The organism is uncultured Gimesia sp., from assembly GCF_963976445.1.
In the GTDB taxonomy this organism is placed as follows: domain Bacteria; phylum Planctomycetota; class Planctomycetia; order Planctomycetales; family Planctomycetaceae; genus Gimesia.
The window spans coordinates 21113-39146 of sequence record NZ_CAXBKP010000019.1 but is presented as its reverse complement, the minus strand read 5'-3'; the positions used below and the strand labels follow the sequence as shown (position 1 = coordinate 39146).

Annotated in this window: 14 protein-coding genes; 7 read left to right on the top strand and 7 right to left on the bottom strand. The window is 49.7% G+C overall.

Annotated elements, in window-relative coordinates; translation table 11 throughout:
- Window positions 1-4 precede the first annotated feature (4 nt).
- Both AAC022_RS19090 and AAC022_RS19085 read right to left on the bottom strand, forming a co-directional pair.
- A complete protein-coding gene (locus AAC022_RS19090) occupies window positions 5-4225 on the bottom strand; it encodes a M56 family metallopeptidase (RefSeq protein WP_339733604.1) in 4221 nt (1406 codons plus the stop codon).
- A gap of 62 nt (window positions 4226-4287) precedes the next feature.
- Window positions 4288-4644 (bottom strand): BlaI/MecI/CopY family transcriptional regulator, encoded by a 357-nt coding sequence (locus AAC022_RS19085; protein WP_339733603.1) that lies wholly within the window; start codon window positions 4642-4644, stop codon window positions 4288-4290.
- Between the two features lie 309 nt (window positions 4645-4953).
- Here AAC022_RS19085 and AAC022_RS19080 point away from each other — a divergent pair, with 309 nt between their 5' ends.
- Window positions 4954-5151 (top strand): hypothetical protein, encoded by a 198-nt coding sequence (locus AAC022_RS19080; RefSeq protein WP_339733602.1) that lies wholly within the window; start codon window positions 4954-4956, stop codon window positions 5149-5151.
- A 166-nt stretch (window positions 5152-5317) separates the two neighbouring features.
- Here AAC022_RS19080 and AAC022_RS19075 read toward each other — a convergent pair whose 3' ends face one another.
- Window positions 5318-6088 carry a hypothetical protein gene (locus AAC022_RS19075; protein ID WP_339733601.1) on the bottom strand — a complete coding sequence of 257 codons (771 nt, stop codon included), beginning with the start codon at window positions 6086-6088 and terminating at the stop codon, window positions 5318-5320.
- Between the two features lie 47 nt (window positions 6089-6135).
- A complete protein-coding gene (locus AAC022_RS19070; RefSeq protein WP_339733600.1) occupies window positions 6136-6768 on the bottom strand; it encodes a hypothetical protein in 633 nt (210 codons plus the stop codon).
- A gap of 577 nt (window positions 6769-7345) precedes the next feature.
- On the opposite strand from AAC022_RS19070, the gene AAC022_RS19065 reads away from it, so the two are divergent.
- The 3 genes from AAC022_RS19065 (at window position 7346) to AAC022_RS19055 (ending at window position 12133) form a co-directional block, all read left to right on the top strand.
- A complete protein-coding gene (locus tag AAC022_RS19065) occupies window positions 7346-8428 on the top strand; it encodes a class I SAM-dependent methyltransferase (protein WP_339733599.1) in 1083 nt (360 codons plus the stop codon).
- Window positions 8429-9162: 734 nt separating this feature from the next.
- Complete coding sequence (locus AAC022_RS19060; protein WP_339733597.1) at window positions 9163-11031, top strand: 2-oxoacid:acceptor oxidoreductase subunit alpha; 1869 nt, start codon at window positions 9163-9165, stop codon at window positions 11029-11031.
- A 79-nt stretch (window positions 11032-11110) separates the two neighbouring features.
- Entirely contained in the window at window positions 11111-12133 is a 1023-nt protein-coding gene (locus tag AAC022_RS19055) for a 2-oxoacid:ferredoxin oxidoreductase subunit beta (protein WP_339733595.1), read from the top strand.
- A gap of 104 nt (window positions 12134-12237) precedes the next feature.
- On the opposite strand, the gene dcd is transcribed toward AAC022_RS19055, so the two are convergent.
- Window positions 12238-12810: a dCTP deaminase gene (gene dcd / locus AAC022_RS19050; RefSeq protein ID WP_339733593.1), complete on the bottom strand. Its 573-nt coding sequence runs from the start codon at window positions 12808-12810 to the stop codon at window positions 12238-12240.
- 142 nt (window positions 12811-12952) lie between these two features.
- A complete protein-coding gene (gene nth, locus AAC022_RS19045) occupies window positions 12953-13648 on the bottom strand; it encodes an endonuclease III (protein WP_339733591.1) in 696 nt (231 codons plus the stop codon).
- 135 nt (window positions 13649-13783) lie between these two features.
- Between nth and AAC022_RS19040 the strand changes: the two genes are divergently transcribed.
- Window positions 13784-14488 (top strand): LON peptidase substrate-binding domain-containing protein, encoded by a 705-nt coding sequence (locus AAC022_RS19040; protein WP_339733589.1) that lies wholly within the window; start codon window positions 13784-13786, stop codon window positions 14486-14488.
- 164 nt (window positions 14489-14652) lie between these two features.
- The gene (locus AAC022_RS19035; RefSeq protein ID WP_339733587.1) at window positions 14653-16248 is read left to right on the top strand and encodes a sulfatase; all 1596 of its coding nucleotides are present in this window, start codon (window positions 14653-14655) and stop codon (window positions 16246-16248) included.
- A gap of 18 nt (window positions 16249-16266) precedes the next feature.
- On the opposite strand, the gene AAC022_RS19030 is transcribed toward AAC022_RS19035, so the two are convergent.
- Window positions 16267-16686 carry a hypothetical protein gene (locus AAC022_RS19030; protein ID WP_339733585.1) on the bottom strand — a complete coding sequence of 140 codons (420 nt, stop codon included), beginning with the start codon at window positions 16684-16686 and terminating at the stop codon, window positions 16267-16269.
- Between the two features lie 469 nt (window positions 16687-17155).
- Here AAC022_RS19030 and AAC022_RS19025 point away from each other — a divergent pair, with 469 nt between their 5' ends.
- Window positions 17156-17998 (top strand): transketolase, encoded by an 843-nt coding sequence (locus AAC022_RS19025; protein WP_339733584.1) that lies wholly within the window; start codon window positions 17156-17158, stop codon window positions 17996-17998.
- Window positions 17999-18034 lie beyond the last annotated feature (36 nt).

Genomic DNA, 18034 nt, shown 5'->3' with positions numbered 1-18034 from the left:
TCAATCACTGTAGCATTAACTTCCAGATCAACCGCGTATTTTCTTTCTCTGTCGGTCGATCAAACAACACCATAGACGACTGGGCCGCACGGGCCACAGGAACGTCTTTGACGGAAGGGACATTTGAAATTGGCACTCTAGGGACCGTTAACCCCTTAATTTCCTCGGCGCCAATGCGAATTTCGACTTTGGACAATTGAGTCTCATCCTTGCTGTCAACGATTTGCAGTTGTAAAGAATGGAGCCCCGCAGCCAGCTCTTTCACAGAAATTTCCTTTTCGGCTGGTTGGTCTCCCGACTGATCGACTAAGAAGAGCCGCAGTTGCGCAGTTTTGTTGGCGGGAACAACGACATCCCACCAGTGCCAGTTCTGATAATAGCGACGGCCGCCACCAGCGACGATGTCTCCTGGTTTGACATCGAGTGATTTGAACTCGGCCGAGTTTTCAGTCACAACCTGATACAAGGGCTGACCGTCGACACTCTGAGTCACGGGGCCGATAAACTGATTGTGTTCTCCGTCCCAGTAAATCTTGCGTGGAACCAGCGCACCATCGGGTAATCTCCCCCCCTGCTTGGAATCAATCTGTTTGCCGTTGAATTTGAATCCCAAATATCCATACTCGGCCAGTGGTGAGGACGGTCCGTCTTTTGCATCCCGACTTGTCGCATTGGCATGGTTATGAACGGTTAATGCTGGTATTTTTTCCTGCCCAACCCGATACCAGCGCTGGATGTATTCGAAAGTCCCGTGCTTTTCAAATGCGGAAGTTGAAATGAAATAGTCGTCGGTGCCTCCCTGATTCGTCAGCATGAGATTGTTGAAACTACCACTTGAGGAGGCCCAGCCGCCGATCATCCTGATCAGCGAACCATCTGCCAGATCAAACACAAAGGCTGCCGAGGGGGCAGAGCGACCTTTCGGCTTGACGTCCCAGGTGGCATCCTGCGGACGCACATCACACAGTACAATCACACGATCTCCCCCAACAGTTGGGATGAGAACTACGGGAACCCGCTCGTTTTCTTTTCGCTTGTAAAAGTCCGTCCAGTTCAGATCACTGCGAAAACGGAGCGGCGTTGCCGCATTAAATTTCGCCAGCTCCAGCAAACGATTGAGTACGACCAGCGATGGTTTCGCCAGCAGTTGCTCCAGTAAGATTTTGAGAGAATCGCTCAATAGTGATTTCGGATCAAGATACTCGGCCTGCACTTTGCGTAAATGATATTTTTCTTTGAGGGGCTGATCTGACACTGTCAAAACAACCACGCGCCCATTAGCGAAGCGTGGAATCGACAGTGTTTTCCGAACAGAGGCATCACGACCGACCCGCCCCTGAATGGCAATTCGTAAGCGTGCCACCGCTTTCCCATTCACTTCCAGGGGAACGTTTAGTCGAACCAGTCCATCCTCTCCCGTTTTCCCAGTCGCGATCGGGCCAAACCGTTGCGCGGCCCACAGCTCCCAGTCATCAGGAGTCTCCTTGAATGCGATCTCACTGACTGTAACATTAATGTTGGGAATCGGTTCTGCCTGCCGGTCAACAACCACAACCTCTCGTGATCCCGTCGGCACATGCTGTTCCATAGTAATCGTTCGGCGTTGCAATTTACCACCGACCAGATTGATCACTGCGTAGCGTGATTTTTCCTGTACTGAAGAGGTCGGATGAATCGGCATTTCATATTTGTCAGCAACAACTGAATATGACTCACGTCCACTGGCTGGCAGATTACGAACAGCAGCGATGCCTTTGGCATCTGTTTTTATACTCAAAAAAGTAGTCGCCCAGGCATGCAGGCGTTTTGTCCGTACCGGATCTTTATGACGCACTAATGACGAGTTAATAAACATATTCACCGTGGGAATAAACTGGCTCCATCCCAGAAACAAGCCATTTGGGTTGAATTTGACCGTAGCACCTTTGATCGGTTGACCGATGGGATCAACCACCGTCACATCTAAAGACGAAGTCTTAACGCAAGGCAATTCGATCTCTGTTTTATACAGCCCCTCAGGCAGTGGAAACAGATGCGGCAAGAAAGCATACTGGCGCTCAATGACACTTGTTAACAGCGATGATTCGCCAGCAGCATAAGCCTTTAGATAAGCAGCCAGGGACTCTGCAGACGGATTGCTTGATTGATACCCGTCGACCAAAGCAAATAACTGCACATGTCCTCCCGCGGGAAGGGAATCGAACACAAAGGTTCCGTCTTCATTTACGAACGCGGTATCCCGCCAAGTCCAGCCACCGCCGATACGATGCTCTGCTGCTTCGCTGATGTATAACTCAACGCAACCATTCTTGATCGGCCGTGGCACGCTATCCTCGAGCCGACCTTCCAAACGGATTCCCGCGTATAAAGTGGCAACAATGGCACCATCTTTAGTGACCTGTTCTGGATTGGACACATCAATCAGATCACTAAACAGAACAGGACCTTCACCGCTGCCATCAACGACCCGCATCCAGCGACGATCCAAACTAACCACCGGAGACGTAAAGTAACCAACGCGGCCCTTGTCGAGTTTGAATTCGCGACCGAAGATACGCGATTTTTCCAGCAACGGATAAGCATCATTCAGCAGTCTGCCTTTGGTATCGATGGCTTTGACACGTACGATTTTCCCCTGCTTCAGAATTAAGGTCGGCTCACCACTCAACGAGTACTGCGTCCCGGCTTTCGCATAGCCGGGTGCTTCCGCAGAAATTTGAACACGGGCCGCCCCCTTGGGTACCGGAATCGTAACCTCACCCTTTTCATTCGTGACAGGGGGATTGAGAGAGACCACGATCTGCAGATCCCCTTCGTTGTCCTCCCACCAGCCGACTCTGACGTTTGCCCCTGCGATGGGTTGATCGCGTTCATCAACAACACGAATAATCTTGGGGGTTGTCTGTGATGTATCAATGTCGGCGACATTCGGCCGTTGTTTAAGTGGAACCGGTTGCTTTTTATGGTTTTTCTCTGCCTGCTCTTTTTCCGCCTTCTCTTTCTCCGCCGGGGGTTGTTTCGATTTCTCTGTATCCTGCTCTTGATCAGTGACCTCTGGTGGTTGTGCGATGGCTTGCGGAACGAATTTGATCGAAGCCACACTGATAAAAATCAGCACGGCAATCAAAAGAAAGCCAGCACGGCGGGCATGTCCCAGCGTTTCAAAGGACCTTGGCACTTCGAGCCACTTTAGTCTTCGCAGCATGAACGAGCGATCTGCCATCGCCAACACTGCCGAGTTCGATTCTGCTCCCTGCCGACGCAATGCCCACTGCGCCAGCATTTGTCGATACGCATCCAACCCGGAAATCGAATCTGCGGCACGGGCATCGGACATATGCTCACACGCTAACCGATGCTGTGATGTCAATCGCCAGACCAAAGGATGAAACCACCAGAGCGCGGTTACAATGCGAGACAGTAAATCCCACAGTGAATCGTGGCCCGCGATGTGGGACAATTCGTGCATCAAGACAGCGCGGCGTTCCGAATCCGAAAGGGCTTCACTCCAGGATTGCGGCAGGAAAACAATCGGACGAAACAAACCAGCAGTGCAGGGACCATTGATGGCTGTTGATATACAAACTCGTGGAATTTGATGTATCGTAAGTTTCGTCGCCAGCATTTCACATTCGCGTTGAAGAGTATCCGATGCTGACTCTGAGGTCCGCAGCAGATGTTTTGCCTGCTTAATCTGTATTCCGATTTTCAACAGCAGTAGGAAACAACCAGCGAGCCAACAGAACCAGAGCCATTGAAAGAGGGATACTGTCGAGTTGATGACGGGATCACTTGCAGAAACAGACAGTTCGTTGACTTCGTTCTGTGGAACCATCATCGCCGCCACAGATTCTTGCATGGCAGGCTCCGACAAACTCGATTCCGTGTCGACGATGACTGGTTCACTGATGACATTCGTTGTTTGATCAAGAGGTTGACGTCTTGGTTCCTCGTGTACGACTTCATCTCCATTGACGGGTAATGCCATCGTTGTCTGCTCGCCTTCCGATATTACGGGTAACGAAGCTGGCAAAATCGCTAGAGTTGTTGAAGGCAGGCAGAGATAAACAACGGGTAAACCAAGACCGGCGACGATCAGGAACCGGGTGATTAAGACCGACCAGCGCGGATTCTGTTTCGCTGAAATCCTCAATGCCAGCCAACCGATTGCCAGGACAATGCTCAGACGGATTATGATTTCGGCAGCCATGTTCGAATTCAGCATCTGCGTGTCCTTTTCAAAGCCAGAACACCAATCGTCCGGCAGGAACGTGATTCTTTTCTCGTTTACTTTTCGCTGTTGGCAATTTTCTTCAGCTGTTTCAACTCTTCGGGAGTGAGTCGTTCCTTCTCGGCGAGTTCCATCAGCAGTTGCCCCATTGAGCCACCGGTAAAGACATCGGCCAACCGCCGTACCATCTGACGAAAATGGGTCTCGCGGCGCAACTTCGGTGAATAGACATAAGCACGACCGACGCGTTTTCGCGTCAGCAGTCCCCGTTCGACCATGCCCACCAGCACACTTCGCAGCGTGCCGTTATCAATGTCCCATCCGAACGCGTCCTGAATCTCAGCCGGTTTTTGCGGCGCGTCTTCCCACAACAGACGCAGCACTTCCAGTTCATTTTGATTTGGTTGATCCATCACAGTACCTCTAATCAAAGTGCAATGCTGTTTGATTTCCCCGACCTGTGATTCTTCCACACTTCCACAACGTGCACAAGAGGAATATGTGACTTTTCCACACTTTGCATAAAAGTTGTTGCCTCGGAATCATAAGCATCTAAACCAAAGCGTCCCGATTTCTATTTCCTTGTTTGACAATGACCCGCTGATTAAAGTCCCCTTGACGCGACCGTGCCGTTCCAGATGATCTCTGATCTGCGTCGGGCGCGAGTACAGTACAGATTCAGTTGAATCAATCTGCAGTGGTTCAAAAGGAGCACTATCAAAGTGACTGGTTTCAGAGCGATTTCCAAAAACGATGCTCACCTGCACCTCACTTATCGACACACTTCGGCACACATTCGCCTGCCTTCGCACATATATCGCCTGCTTTCGATCCTGGTTCATCCCACTTCGACGCATCATGAAAACCCCTTTTCTCTTGACCCGGCTACGCACCTGACGAAAATCAACACATTCCAATAATCAGCCAGCGACAATAACTTGAAAAATCATGGAAGAAGCAATCACACAAAACTGCCGATAGAGCGACTGAGTTCTGCACAGAGAACCTCTCCCAACAGTCGTTATACTTGAAGGATACTCAACCCGTGAGATGAACATTCCGAAGCGGTCGTGTATCAATGGTGAACTACTCCACGTTTTTTTGTTTTATCATTTGTCGTAGTTCTTCATAGACCGCAGCATCCGACACGCTGGTCGTTCTAATTTGATCATACGACATGCCTTTGACGTCCATCAGATACTCGACCAACAGACGCCAGCGGACATAGAGCGGCGGAACAAGGACTCCTGCAGAAATTTCCATCCATTCCGCACTGCCATCTGAGTCAGCAATTTGTGACTCGTATTGCTCCAGGAGTGTGGTAAGGCGGTAATCTGGTGCGGTCCGATCACTATGGTGCGAGATATACTCGGCGTATCCTTCTCTTTTCCAGTCCAGGGCAGTGTCATTTATTCCATAACGCGCATTCTCCAGGCAATGTGTCATCTCATGAGCCAGCGTACGGATCAGGTCCATTTCCAGAACAAACCCTCTGATTCGCCTCCGATCAAATTCAATGTCTCCATTCAGAAAAACATTATTCTGTGAAGCCTTTGCCAAGACCGGGCTGGCCAACAGACTTTCCAGACGACGGTACTTTGTATTGGCTACCAACATCACATTGATTTTGGGCTGAGTTTCTATCAACTCAGAATTTTGAATGAGCGAGAGACTTTGATCGATTACACTTTTCCACCGAGAATCAATTTCTGTTTCCGAATAAACCGTGATGCTTCGATGGGTAAGCGAATGTTGAAACAGGGCTTGTGGGTAACAGAGTACCCACACATACGCAATCATCGCTAAGAACATCAGAGTCCCTGAAATATACACAATTTTTTTAGTACTCAATTTCATTATTTGTTCTGTTACAGTCGTTTTAGTTGCTATGCAGCCTGTCAGCACTAGAAATTTCGCTTGTGATTTACCAACTCATCCACATAGGATTGGAGTTCATTCCACTTTCGGTCACGTGACCAGCAATAGGGATAGGTGCTCATTAAATAATAAAACTCTGGCATTACATCAATGAGTTTCTGGCACGACTTGGTCAGCGAGGGGGGACAGCCTAATTTTTCGGGACACTCCACGGCATCAAAAACCGGATGCCAGCCATCTGGGACATATAAAGAAACGTCAAAATATCGAATTGTATCGAACCAGAGGGATTCGGCTGGAGAGTCATGACGTCCCGACGACAGAATGATCTCAATCAGGCGGTAGAATGGAAAGATCAATACAGAAGGGTCTTCGTGTCGAACGGCAAAGTATCGAGGGTCAACAGATTCCACATCTGTCACCCACGAGAAACCAAAGGAAGTTGTTAACACATTCCCCCATGCAACGCTAAATGGAACCGAGCCATCAGCATATTCCTCTGCCAAGCCTAATTCATAAGGGATGTAATCTAGAGACGACAAGTCATCTGGAATACCAGTGAAATGGCATGGCTCAACCTTGTATTGGTTGTACGCGGTCCGTATACCATCCAGCGCGTTGATAATCGCTTCATTTTGATCTTGAGATAACGGATGCATAACAGGCGACTATTCGATTAATGGTAAAACTTGTCTTTCATTACATGACTCAAGATCTGATGCCCACAAAGCATCGACTCATTGAAAAGACCAATCACAATATGATAGAGAGAGTAAAAGGCCAATCGGGTTCGGCACAGTTGCTGTGTCATTCTGAGGCAGATTTTCATCAAGTCTCGACTGGAATATTTACAGAGCGTGTTCGATCATGGCGTGGCTCACTTCTCAGCGGAGAGAAATTGGCGCCATTCATTTTGAAGCCCCACCAGCAAGAGTACAAGAACGGTGTTGAGAAAAGCGACTTTCCATCTCATGTGGAACCCCTTCCAGGCGAGATCTGAATCGAATTCAGGTCGAATACTCCGCAGGAATAACGTGTTCTCTTTACCCTAAGCAGTGCACAGTAAGTCGCTTGCGACCATTTATTCACAACTCTTCGTTTTTTGATGAAAAATTGGTAACATTTGGCCGCGTTTTTCGCTCAGTAGTTCAGACGCGGGTTCAGCGGGCCTGATTGTTCATAGAAAATGAAATTTGCTGTTCAAGCCAGACTTATTTTAGGAGAGAGGGTGTCACGATGTGTAATAATTGTAATCTGAATATCGATGCGGAACGCACGGATGAATTCGGACAGAAGCTGCTGGAGATTGTCAATCACAGCAGTCTGTCACTGATGATGTCGCTTGGTCATCGGGCGCGGCTATTTGATATCATGAGTGAGATGGAACACGCTAACAGCGAACAAATTGCCGAGCAGGCTGGTTTAAACGAACGCTATGTTCGCGAATGGCTGGGAGCAATGGTGACCGGCGGCATTATCGAATATGACGCAGTTTTGAAAACCTATTTTCTACCAGCCGAGCATGCCGCTTTATTGACGCGGGCTGCCGGCTCCAATAATTTTGCCACCACGATGCAGTGGTTTTCCGTTCTGGGAACCGTCGAAGACAAAATTCTGAACTGTTTTGAAGAAGGGGGTGGCGTTCCCTATTCCGAGTTTGCCCGCTTCCATGAAGTCATGGCGGAGGAGAGTTATAACTCGGTCGTAAGTGGCCTGTTCGAACATATTCTGCCTTTGGTGCCTGGACTGGAAGAAAAATTGAAAGCGGGCATTGATGTCTTGGATATTGGCTGTGGCAGCGGTCTGGCTTTGATTGAGATGGCAGCCGCTTTTCCCGAAAGTCGCTTTACAGGCTATGATATCTCGGAAGAATCGATCGAACGGGCGAAGAAATGTGCCGTAGAACGGGGCGTGTCAAATGTGACTTTTCAGGTGCAGGATGTTTCACAGATGAACGCGGCTCACTCCTTCGATCTGGTAACTGCCTTTGATGTGATTCACGATCAGGCCAATCCTGCCAAGGTCCTGAGCGAAGTGAATGCTACCTTACGACCGGGGGGCACCTTTCTGATGCAGGATATCGCCGCTTCGAGCAATGTGGAGCAGAATATTACAAATCCACTGGGGCCGATGTTTTATACGATCTCCACAATGCACTGCATGACCGTTTCACTGGCTCAGGGCGGGGCGGGGCTGGGAACCTGCTGGGGTAAAGAACTGGCTTGCCAGATGCTGGAGGAAGCCGGCTTCAAGAATATCGATGTACAGGAGCTGCCTCACGATATCATGAATTATTTTTATGTGATGACAAAAATGTGATGACCGAATCCCCTTATTCGGTGTCTTCACAGGGAGTAGAAATCAAATGGTTTCTGCTCCCTGTTTTATTGGAACCTGGCTGATATCAGGATCGACTGATCGATCTTTCCAATCGATTGCGATTAAAAGGAGATATTTATGTAGACTTTTAATTGGATGCGTTTTGCTGCTGCCTATAATTCCAGTAAGTTGAGACAATCGTGTCTCAAGAGCGAAGAATTCTCAAGAATCACTGAAGAATGTACTATTTAAGGCCTTTCCAGGTGTTGATTTTGCTGCAAGAATGCCGATTATAAGGAATAATTCTATTGCGTTAAGTTTACCGCCCGACGGAACAATGGTGAACAAACAGTGGTGAAGAACACGGACGTCTGAAGCTGGAATATCAATACCCGACCGGTACTTGAGAGGGAATTTCCCTTCCAGACGAAACGATTCATTAAATTGTGCAAACCAAGTGTGAAACAATCCTGCGTCTTTCCCTCCTTGCGGGGCACGTTAAATCGTGACCCGAATCATGTCAGAGAGAACACCTCGCGTTTTCCATGGTTTCATATTTTCAGTGATTGATTGTCTGGTTTTTCGTTACTAGTTAACAGGGCCAGACCTCTGGACCGGAACTTCCGTCAGAGGGAAAACGGGCGCGACAAGCACAAACATAAACAGTTATAATTTTCAATCAACTGAGACGATACCGCCTGAATCAAGGCGACTACCGGGGAGTAAAAATCAGAATGGCGACCACAGACGTGCCTGGTGCAAATGGCAAAATCAGCGAGCAGCTGGATGCTGTTGTAATTCGTTTTTGTGGAGATAGTGGCGACGGGATGCAGCTGGCCGGCACGCAGTTTACGAATGTGTCGGCTGTGTTTGGTAATGATGTGAAAACATTACCCGACTTCCCCGCAGAAATTCGCGCACCCGCCGGAACGCTGGGCGGAGTGAGTGGTTTCCAGATCTGTTTCTCCAGCAGTGATATTTTCACGCCCGGGGATGAGGTCGATACACTGATTGCCATGAACCCGGCTGCATTGAAAACAAATGTGGCAGACCTGAGACGTGGCGGAACACTGATCGTCAACGAAGACGCTTTTGAAAAAAGCAACCTCTCGAAAGCAGGCTACGACAGTAATCCGCTTGACGATGAAGAAGAACTGGCTGCCTACCAGCTGCAGAAAGTTCCCATGACCAGCCTGACGCGCGATGCGGTGGCAGAACTGGGACTTTCGCCGCGTGAAGCGGAACGCTGCAAAAACTTCTTTGCGATGGGACTCGTCTACTGGCTCTATCAGCGCGATGCCACACCAACCGAAGAGTGGGTCAAAAGCAAGTTTGCCAAGAAACCCGAACTGGTCGAAGCGAACCTGAAAGCCTTGCATGCAGGCTATAACTATGGCATCACCACCGAAGCAATCACCGTAAATTACCGGGTAGATCCAGCCGATCTGCCACCTGGCAAATACCGTAAGGTCACCGGCAATGAAGCACTGGCATTCGGCTTTGTGACGGCGGCGAAACTGGCCGGAAAGCAATTGTTCTACGGCGGTTATCCGATTACTCCCGCCAGTGATATTTTGCACGAACTTTCCAAACTGAAACATTTCAACGTCGTCACCTTTCAAGCCGAAGATGAAATCGCCGCGATTACAAGTGTTATTGGTGCCTCTTATGCGGGTGACCTGGCGATTACTGCCAGCAGTGGTCCCGGCATTGCCTTGAAAGGCGAAGGCATGGGGCTGGCTGCGATTATGGAATTGCCGCTGGTCGTGGTCGATGTTCAACGCGGCGGTCCCAGTACCGGACTGCCAACCAAAACAGAACAATCCGACCTGTATATGTGCATGTTTGGTCGCAATGGTGACTGTCCGATGCCTCTGATCGCACCTGCTACACCAGCAGACTGCTTCGAGATGGCACAGGAAGCACTGCGGATCGCGGTTGAATTCATGACTCCGGTGCTCTTGCTCAGCGATGGTTACATCGCCAACGGAGCCGAGCCCTGGAAGGTTCCTGAAATCTCCAGTCTGAAACCAATCAAAGTTTCACACGAGAATACCCAGGGTGATGAACCATTCATGCCTTATCTGCGGAATGAAAAGAAAACCCGCCCTTGGGTCGTTCCCGGCACCCCCGGCTGTGAACATCGTGTTGGTGGTCTGGAAAAATCAGACGTGACCGGCAATGTAAATTACTCTCCCGAAAACCATCAGTATATGACGACGCTCCGAGCAAATAAAATTGCCGGAATTGCAGACTTCATTCCCGAACAGACCGTCGAAGGACCCGAGTCGGGCGAGCTGCTGGTGATTAGCTGGGGGGGGACCTATGGTGCAGTTCGTACTGCGGTGAAGCAATCAGTTGAGGAAGGTTTATCGGTGGCGCATGCTCATATTCGCTACCTGAATCCATTCCCCAAAAATCTGGGTGACCTGATCAAGCAATACAAGAAAGTTTTAATTCCCGAATTAAACACCGGGCAATTACGTATGATCATCCGTGGTACTTATCTGGCTGACGCGGTCGGCTTGAATAAGGTCCAGGGAAAGCCATTCCTGATCAGTGAAGTCAAAGAAAAAATCAAAGAGATGATTGAAGAGAAATAGTTTTACAGTCAATCTGATCTCACATTGAAATTACATCGCACTTTAAGAAACGAGTTATTGCGTTTAAGGATAGATAAAAATGAGTGTAGACGTCCCATTGCCCGTCCTCTCGCCTAAAGATTTTGCCAGCGATCAGGAAATCCGCTGGTGTCCGCGCTGCGGCGATTACTCTATTCTCGCCCAGATGAAAAAGGTTCTGCCGACACTGGGCATTCCTAAAGAGAAGTTTGTGTTTGTCTCGGGAATTGGCTGTTCCAGCCGTTTTCCATATTACATGGACACTTACGGAATGCACAGTATTCACGGTCGGGCGCCTGCCATCGCGACGGGTGTGAAGCTGGCCAATCCTGATCTTCAGGTCTGGGTGATCACCGGCGACGGCGATTCGCTGTCCATCGGCGGTAATCACTTCATGCACGTTCTCCGTCGTAACGTGGATCTGAAAGTGATTATGTTCAACAACCAGATTTACGGATTGACCAAAGGGCAATACTCGCCCACCAGTCCGACGGGAACCAAAACCAAAAGTACGCCGTTCGGCTCGGTCGATCGTCCCTTGAATCCATTGTCGGTAGCCATCGGTGCCCGTGCCACATTTGCCGCCCGTTCGGTTGATGTCGACGTTAAGCATCTATGTAGCGTGCTCGAACGTGCCGCCAAGCATAAAGGATCTGCTTTCGTCGAAGTCTATCAGGACTGTAACGTGTTCAACCCTGGTGCATTCGAATTTGCTTCCAAAAAAGGCAAGAAAGAAGAGAATGTAATCTATCTCGAACACGGCAAACCGTTGATCTTCGGTAAGGAGCGGGATAAAGGAATTCGGCTCAACAGCCATGATCAACCGGAAGTCGTTGAACTGGGTAAAGGCGTCACAGAAGATGATCTACTGTTCCACGATGAAAAGTCAGAAGATATGAACCTGGCGTTTCTCCTGTCCAGTATGCGACATCCCGAAATGCCCGAACCGATGGGCGTCTTCCGTTGCGTTGAGCATCCGACCTATAACGATGCGGTCTACCAGCAGGTGGAATCCGCGACAGAACGAAACGGAGAAGGGGATCTGGAAGCGCTGTTTAGTACCGGCGACACCTGGACCGTTTAAGCGTTCATTTCAGAGACATTAAAAAAAGACGTTACAGTTTAAGCTGTAACGTCTTTTTTCGTAGCTGGTTTTTCAAGCGGCAATGTCGTTTTATTTGGGTCGTTTTACTTGGCTGCTTCTTCTTCACCGAACGACAGCCGCATCTGGCGCGTTTCCGCGGGGTCCAGTTCTTTGAATAACAGGCTGGGTTGAATGCCTTTATTGTTCTGATATTTATCGCTGCTGTATTCGACAATCTCGCCAATCACCGTGTTGTAAATGATCTGGCAAATCGCAACGCCTGCATAAACGCGGACGGGATGTGCGACGGTGATTTCCAGTGTCCAATAGCCACAGAAGCCGATGTCGCCTACGCCGGCGGTCGCATGTACAGAAATCCCCAGACGGCCAATCGAAGAACGCCCTTCGAGCAGTGGAACCAGATTGTGTGTTTCCGTCCGCTCAATGGTTCGCCCCAGATAAAGCTGACCGGGGTACAGCACCATACCTTCTTCGGGAATGACATGCTTGCCCAGACGGTTGGGGCGGGCCATATCCAGAACAATTTCCTCGTAAGTCATTAACTCGTTGTGAAGGCACAGGTTATAGCTGTTCGGATTCAGATGCCTGTCATGATAGGGTTCAAGGACAATATCTGTTCCCAATCGTGCTTTGATTTCTTTCCCGGTCAGGATCATGGCTTCTCATTAACGTTGAAGTTGAAAAAAACTCTGCGTACTGGAAACATAAACCGCTGAGAAGTGGCTTTCAACGGTCCTGACTGATGTTTTCAGAAACAGTAACAAGTACCGTGAATTGCGTAAGACAGCGACTCTACTCTCAAAGAGGCTTCAACCCGGTCCGCGGACAGATTTTCAATAACGCACATTCGGTGCAGCGCGGCTTGCGGGCCACACAGGTAGCGCGACCGTGCAAGATCACGCGGTGCGAAAAAGCGATCCATTCTTTTTTCGGCAGGACTTCGATTAAATCGCGCTCGATAATTTCCGGATTTTTGCTCGTCGTCAGTCCAAAGATATTACAGATTCGTTTCACATGCGTATCGACGACGACGCCACTGGGAATTCCAAATGCCGTGCCGAGGACCACGTTCGCCGTTTTGCGACCGACGCCGGGTAGTGCGACCAGTTCTTTCAGTGTACGGGGCACTTCGCCCTCGTATTCTTCTGTCAGTACCAAAGCCATCTTGCGAATGTTCGTCGCTTTCGCGCGGAAGAAACCGAGCGGATACACAATCTTTTCGACATCCGCCTGTGTGCTGGCAGCCAGCTTGGCGGCGGTCGGGTATTTCTTGAACAGAATCGGCGTGTTCGCATTCACACGTTCGTCAGTGCACTGAGCGGACAGGATTGTTGCGACCAGCAGCTGAAAGGGGGAATCATGGATCAAAGCACACTCAGGTTCTGGAAACAATTTGGCAAGACCACGCGCGATTTTGCGGGCATGTTTCTTTTTGTCATCAAGTGATTCGACATAACCGGAAGTCTTTGCAGACTGTGATTGTTTTTTCGCCATATTTTCCGTGACAGTTCCCAAATTGGAGTGCTAGTCTGACTGGCCTCTCTGATTCCACTCAGCCGTGTTTCGTCATGCGTCTCAGTATGTGGGACCACGAATTGTTTTTCAATGAATGAAGTATAGAAATATACAATGTCAACATTTAGCGATCTTTCAGAGCAACGTCTTAAGACATTTTCAGGAACCGTTCCCGTGTTGGAACTGGAGAATTGTGTGCTCCTGCCGGAATCCATGCTCTCGCTCAGAATTACAGCTGCCGCCGACTGTCAATTGATCGCGGAAGCACTAGCGGCAGACGCATTGATTGCTGTTTCACTGAAACGAGCAGACGGCGATCCCCGATCGAAACGAAAGACTCCTGAGATTAACTCGGTCTGCCTGGCCTCCATCGTGGCGCCCTGCCAATTGGAGTCAGGCGATTATTCAATCCTCTTACAAGGCATCTGCCGCGCGAAATCAGTCACGCTGCAAAATACAGATCGCCCGTATCGGAAAGCGATTCTCGAACTGAAACCGGATTTCTATATAGAACAGCCGGTCATTCAGCGTGAACACCGCCAGTACGAATTACTGCAGCAGTACTCCAGCATCTTTCTGAAACAGGCCGACGATCCCACTTATTATCACATGCTGCAGCGTGATATCACGCTCGGCAAACTATGCGATATTCTCGCAGGGACGATCAATCTGGAACCGGTCCTATCTCAGTTGATCTTACAGGAACACGATGTCGATCTGCGCAGTGATCTGCTGCTAAGCTTTCTCAAAGCAAAATTCCGTGAACAACAGCGCAAGCCTTACGCCGGCGCGCTCTCTCTGGAATTCAGCCGAAACTGAACAGGATTCATGATGCGTGACGGAGTGACTTGTCCCCGTTTCAGCGAAACTCCTTGTGACGGAACCTTCCGTGACTTAAGATAAGGTTCTGTGTTAAATTGGCTGCCTGGCACCTGCGACAGCCCGAGTTTTGCCTTTGATGATTCTGCTGAGGACGCGCTGAAATGAAGAAGCATTCTATTTTTCTATTGTGTGCAGTCATTGTGTTGTTGATTTCAATAAATGTCACACAGGCAGAATCGACAACCGCAAAAACAAGCCGTCCCAATATTCTATTTTGCATCGCCGATGATGCTTCATTCCCCCACATGGGCGCCTATGGTTGCTCGTGGGTCAAGACGCCCGGCTTCGACCGGGTCGCGCGGGAAGGGCTCTTATTCTCGAACGCGTATACTCCGAACGCCAAGTGTGCCCCTTCGCGAGCCTGTATTCTGACGGGCCGTAATTCCTGGCAGTTGAAACAAGCCGGTAATCACATGGCCTTTTTTCCTCCCGAATTCAAAACATATGTCGAAGCGCTGGGAGACGCCGGTTATGTTGTCGGCAAGACCGCCAAAGGCTGGGCTCCGGGAGTCGCCATGGATGCCAACGGCAAACGCCGTAATCTGGCAGGCCCCGCGTTCAATAGTCAAAAAGCGAAGCCGCCGGCCAGTGGGATCTCTCCCATCGATTACGCGGCCAACTTTGAACAGTTTCTGGAAACATGTCCGCAGGATCAATCCTGGTGTTTCTGGTATGGCGGACTGGAACCGCATCGCCGTTATGAATATGGATCCGGCGTCAAAAAGGCAGGCAAGAAGCTCACCGACATCGACCAGGTTCCCTCGTATTGGCCTGATAACGAAGTGATTCGCAATGATATGCTCGACTATGCTTATGAGATTGAACATTTCGATCAGCATCTAGTGCGGATGCTCAAATCTCTGGAAGAACGAAACCAACTCGACAATACGATCATTGTCGTCACCGCTGACAACGGCATGCCCTTTCCTCGCGTGAAAGGACAGGAGTACGAACGCTCGAATCACCTGCCGCTGGCTGTTATGTGGAAGCAGGGTATCAAGACCGGCCATCGAGTGATCGATGATTATGTCAGCTTCATCGATTTCGCGCCGACCTTTATCGAAGCCGCTGGATTAAAGTGGGAACAGACCGGCATGCAACCCACGGCGGGACGCAGCCTGACAGACATTTTTCAATCAGACAAATCGGGAATCGTCAATCCGAAACGCGACCATGTGCTCATCGGTAAGGAACGCCACGACATCGGCAGACCGTTTGACTGGGGTTACCCGATCCGCGGAATTGTCAAAGGTGGCATGTTGTATCTGAAGAATGATGAACCGGGGCGCTGGCCCGCCGGGAATCCGGAAACGGGATATCTGAATTGTGATGGCAGTCCCACAAAAACGGCCATTCTGCAACTCCGCCGCGACGGAAAACAGGAACAGTTCTGGCAGTGGGCGTTCGGCAAACGAACTGGGGAAGAGCTGTATTCGATTCAAGACGATCCGGAATGCATGAAGAATCTGGCAGCAATTCCGAAATTTCAGACCATCAAGAATGCTCTGCAAGAACAGCTGCATGCCGAGCTAACTGCCCAAAAAGACCCGCGCGTTCTGGGCAAGGGCTCCGTGTTCGAGGGATATCAATACTCAGATCCCCGCACGCGCAACTTTTACCAGCGGTATCAGAAAGGGAATGCGCCTAAAGCGGGCTGGGTCAACGAATCCGATTTTGAACCCAAGCCACTTGACTGAGTCGAAATAGGGTTTTGGTTAGTCTTCCTCTTTCGCCGACAGATACCCGGCTGAAGACTGAAAGTATTTCTGTCGTCGACGTTCCGTCTCCCTCGTCGCTTTCGATAAGCCGGCTTTGAGGTCTTCCAAGTTAGCTGCACAATAACGGCAGCCGGTCTGACTCAGATGGAACTCGACATAACTCAGATAGTCGGGAGACAGCGTTTCGAGTAAATACCCTCCCAATTGGCTCCGCGAAGGGCAACTCAGGCGATTACGTCGCCAGATTTCGCCCACCGAATGCACGCCTTCATTCCGCTGGAGTGACAGACTGGCAAGACGGACCCGCAAGGGATTGGAGTTCCTGAGTGTGGCTTCAATCTGTGACATCAGCTCAACAGACAACGATTCATCCAGGTAAGCCAGTAATTCCTGATCGGTAAATGGGCTTTCATCCATCACTGGGGAGCCTCAGTAAGGTCAAAGATATATAAAGTACTTTATGAAACGCAATTCCCCATTATTGCTCAAGCAGAATGGGCTTTAAAGACTCTTTCAGTAAACAGTTGTGTATTTTGGGAGAAACGGAAAACAAGCCAGCCTGGTATGAAACTTTTTTGAGAGATCTGTGAATTTAGTGAAAATAGTAGTGAGGAAAGGAGTTTTTCCCCTGCGACACAATGGTTTCTATTGCCCGGATGGTTGTCGCTGGAAGGTTTGCTCGTTAGCATACGCTTAGAAATTGACGCGCTTAAGTTGCGCCTGGTGGCGCCGGATATGCTGTCACTGCTCGAATCAATGCGTACCTCATCAGGTCGCACCCTTCTATCAGTCATGTTGAATTCAACAAGTAAAAGCTTACTGATGGAATGTCGTAAAGAGCGTGACAACTTTATTTGTTTGTTTAGAAGAAATTGAAGGAAACAAAGTGGCTGCTCAAGCAAACGCCTTATCAATGGAAGAGTTGAAGGAAAAAGGAAAAGTCCTTCGCCGTCTGATCATCCGTATGACAACCGAAGCTGGCAGCGGACACCCCAGCAGCAGCTTGTCTGCTGTAGAAGTGGTGAACGCACTCTGGTTTGGTGGATTCATGAAATATGATTCCCAAAACCCGACCTGGGACGCCCGTGATCGTTTCATTTTGAGCAAAGGCCACGCCGTGCCTGTGCTGTATGCTGCGATGGCAGAGGCAGGTTATTTCTCAACTGATGACGTGATGTCACTTCGCAAACTGGGGAGCCCGTTTGAAGGTCACCCGAACATGAAACGTCTTCCCGGAATTGAAGCCTCCACCGGCTCGCTGGGACAGGGGCTTTCTTTGGGAATCGGCCAGGCTCTCGGCGCACGCTTGAACAAAAACGGCTCCAATGTCTTCGTCGTGATTGGCGATGGCGAAATGGGTGAAGGCCAGGTTTGGGAAGCACTCGCGACCGCTGAAAAATACAAATTAGGCAACCTGACTGCCATCATCGACCAGAATGGCTATCAGCAAACCGGATCCACTTCAGAAGTACTCGACCTGGGTTCCTTCGAAGAAAAAATCGCGGCTTTTGGCTGGCACACTCAGACGATTGAAGGCAACTGCCAGGAATCGGTCGTCGAAGCGCTGGAAATCGCAGCCAAGGTAACGGACCGTCCCAAAGCAATTATTTCGAAGACCCAAAAAGGGTTTGGGATTCTACCCCTGCTGGAAGCAGCCGGAGACACAAACTACCACGGTAAACCGCTTTCGCCAGAGTTGGCAGAAAAAGCGCTGGCGTTACTCACTTAGAACCTGCTTCTGATTCTCAGTGAACGGAGTCTGTTC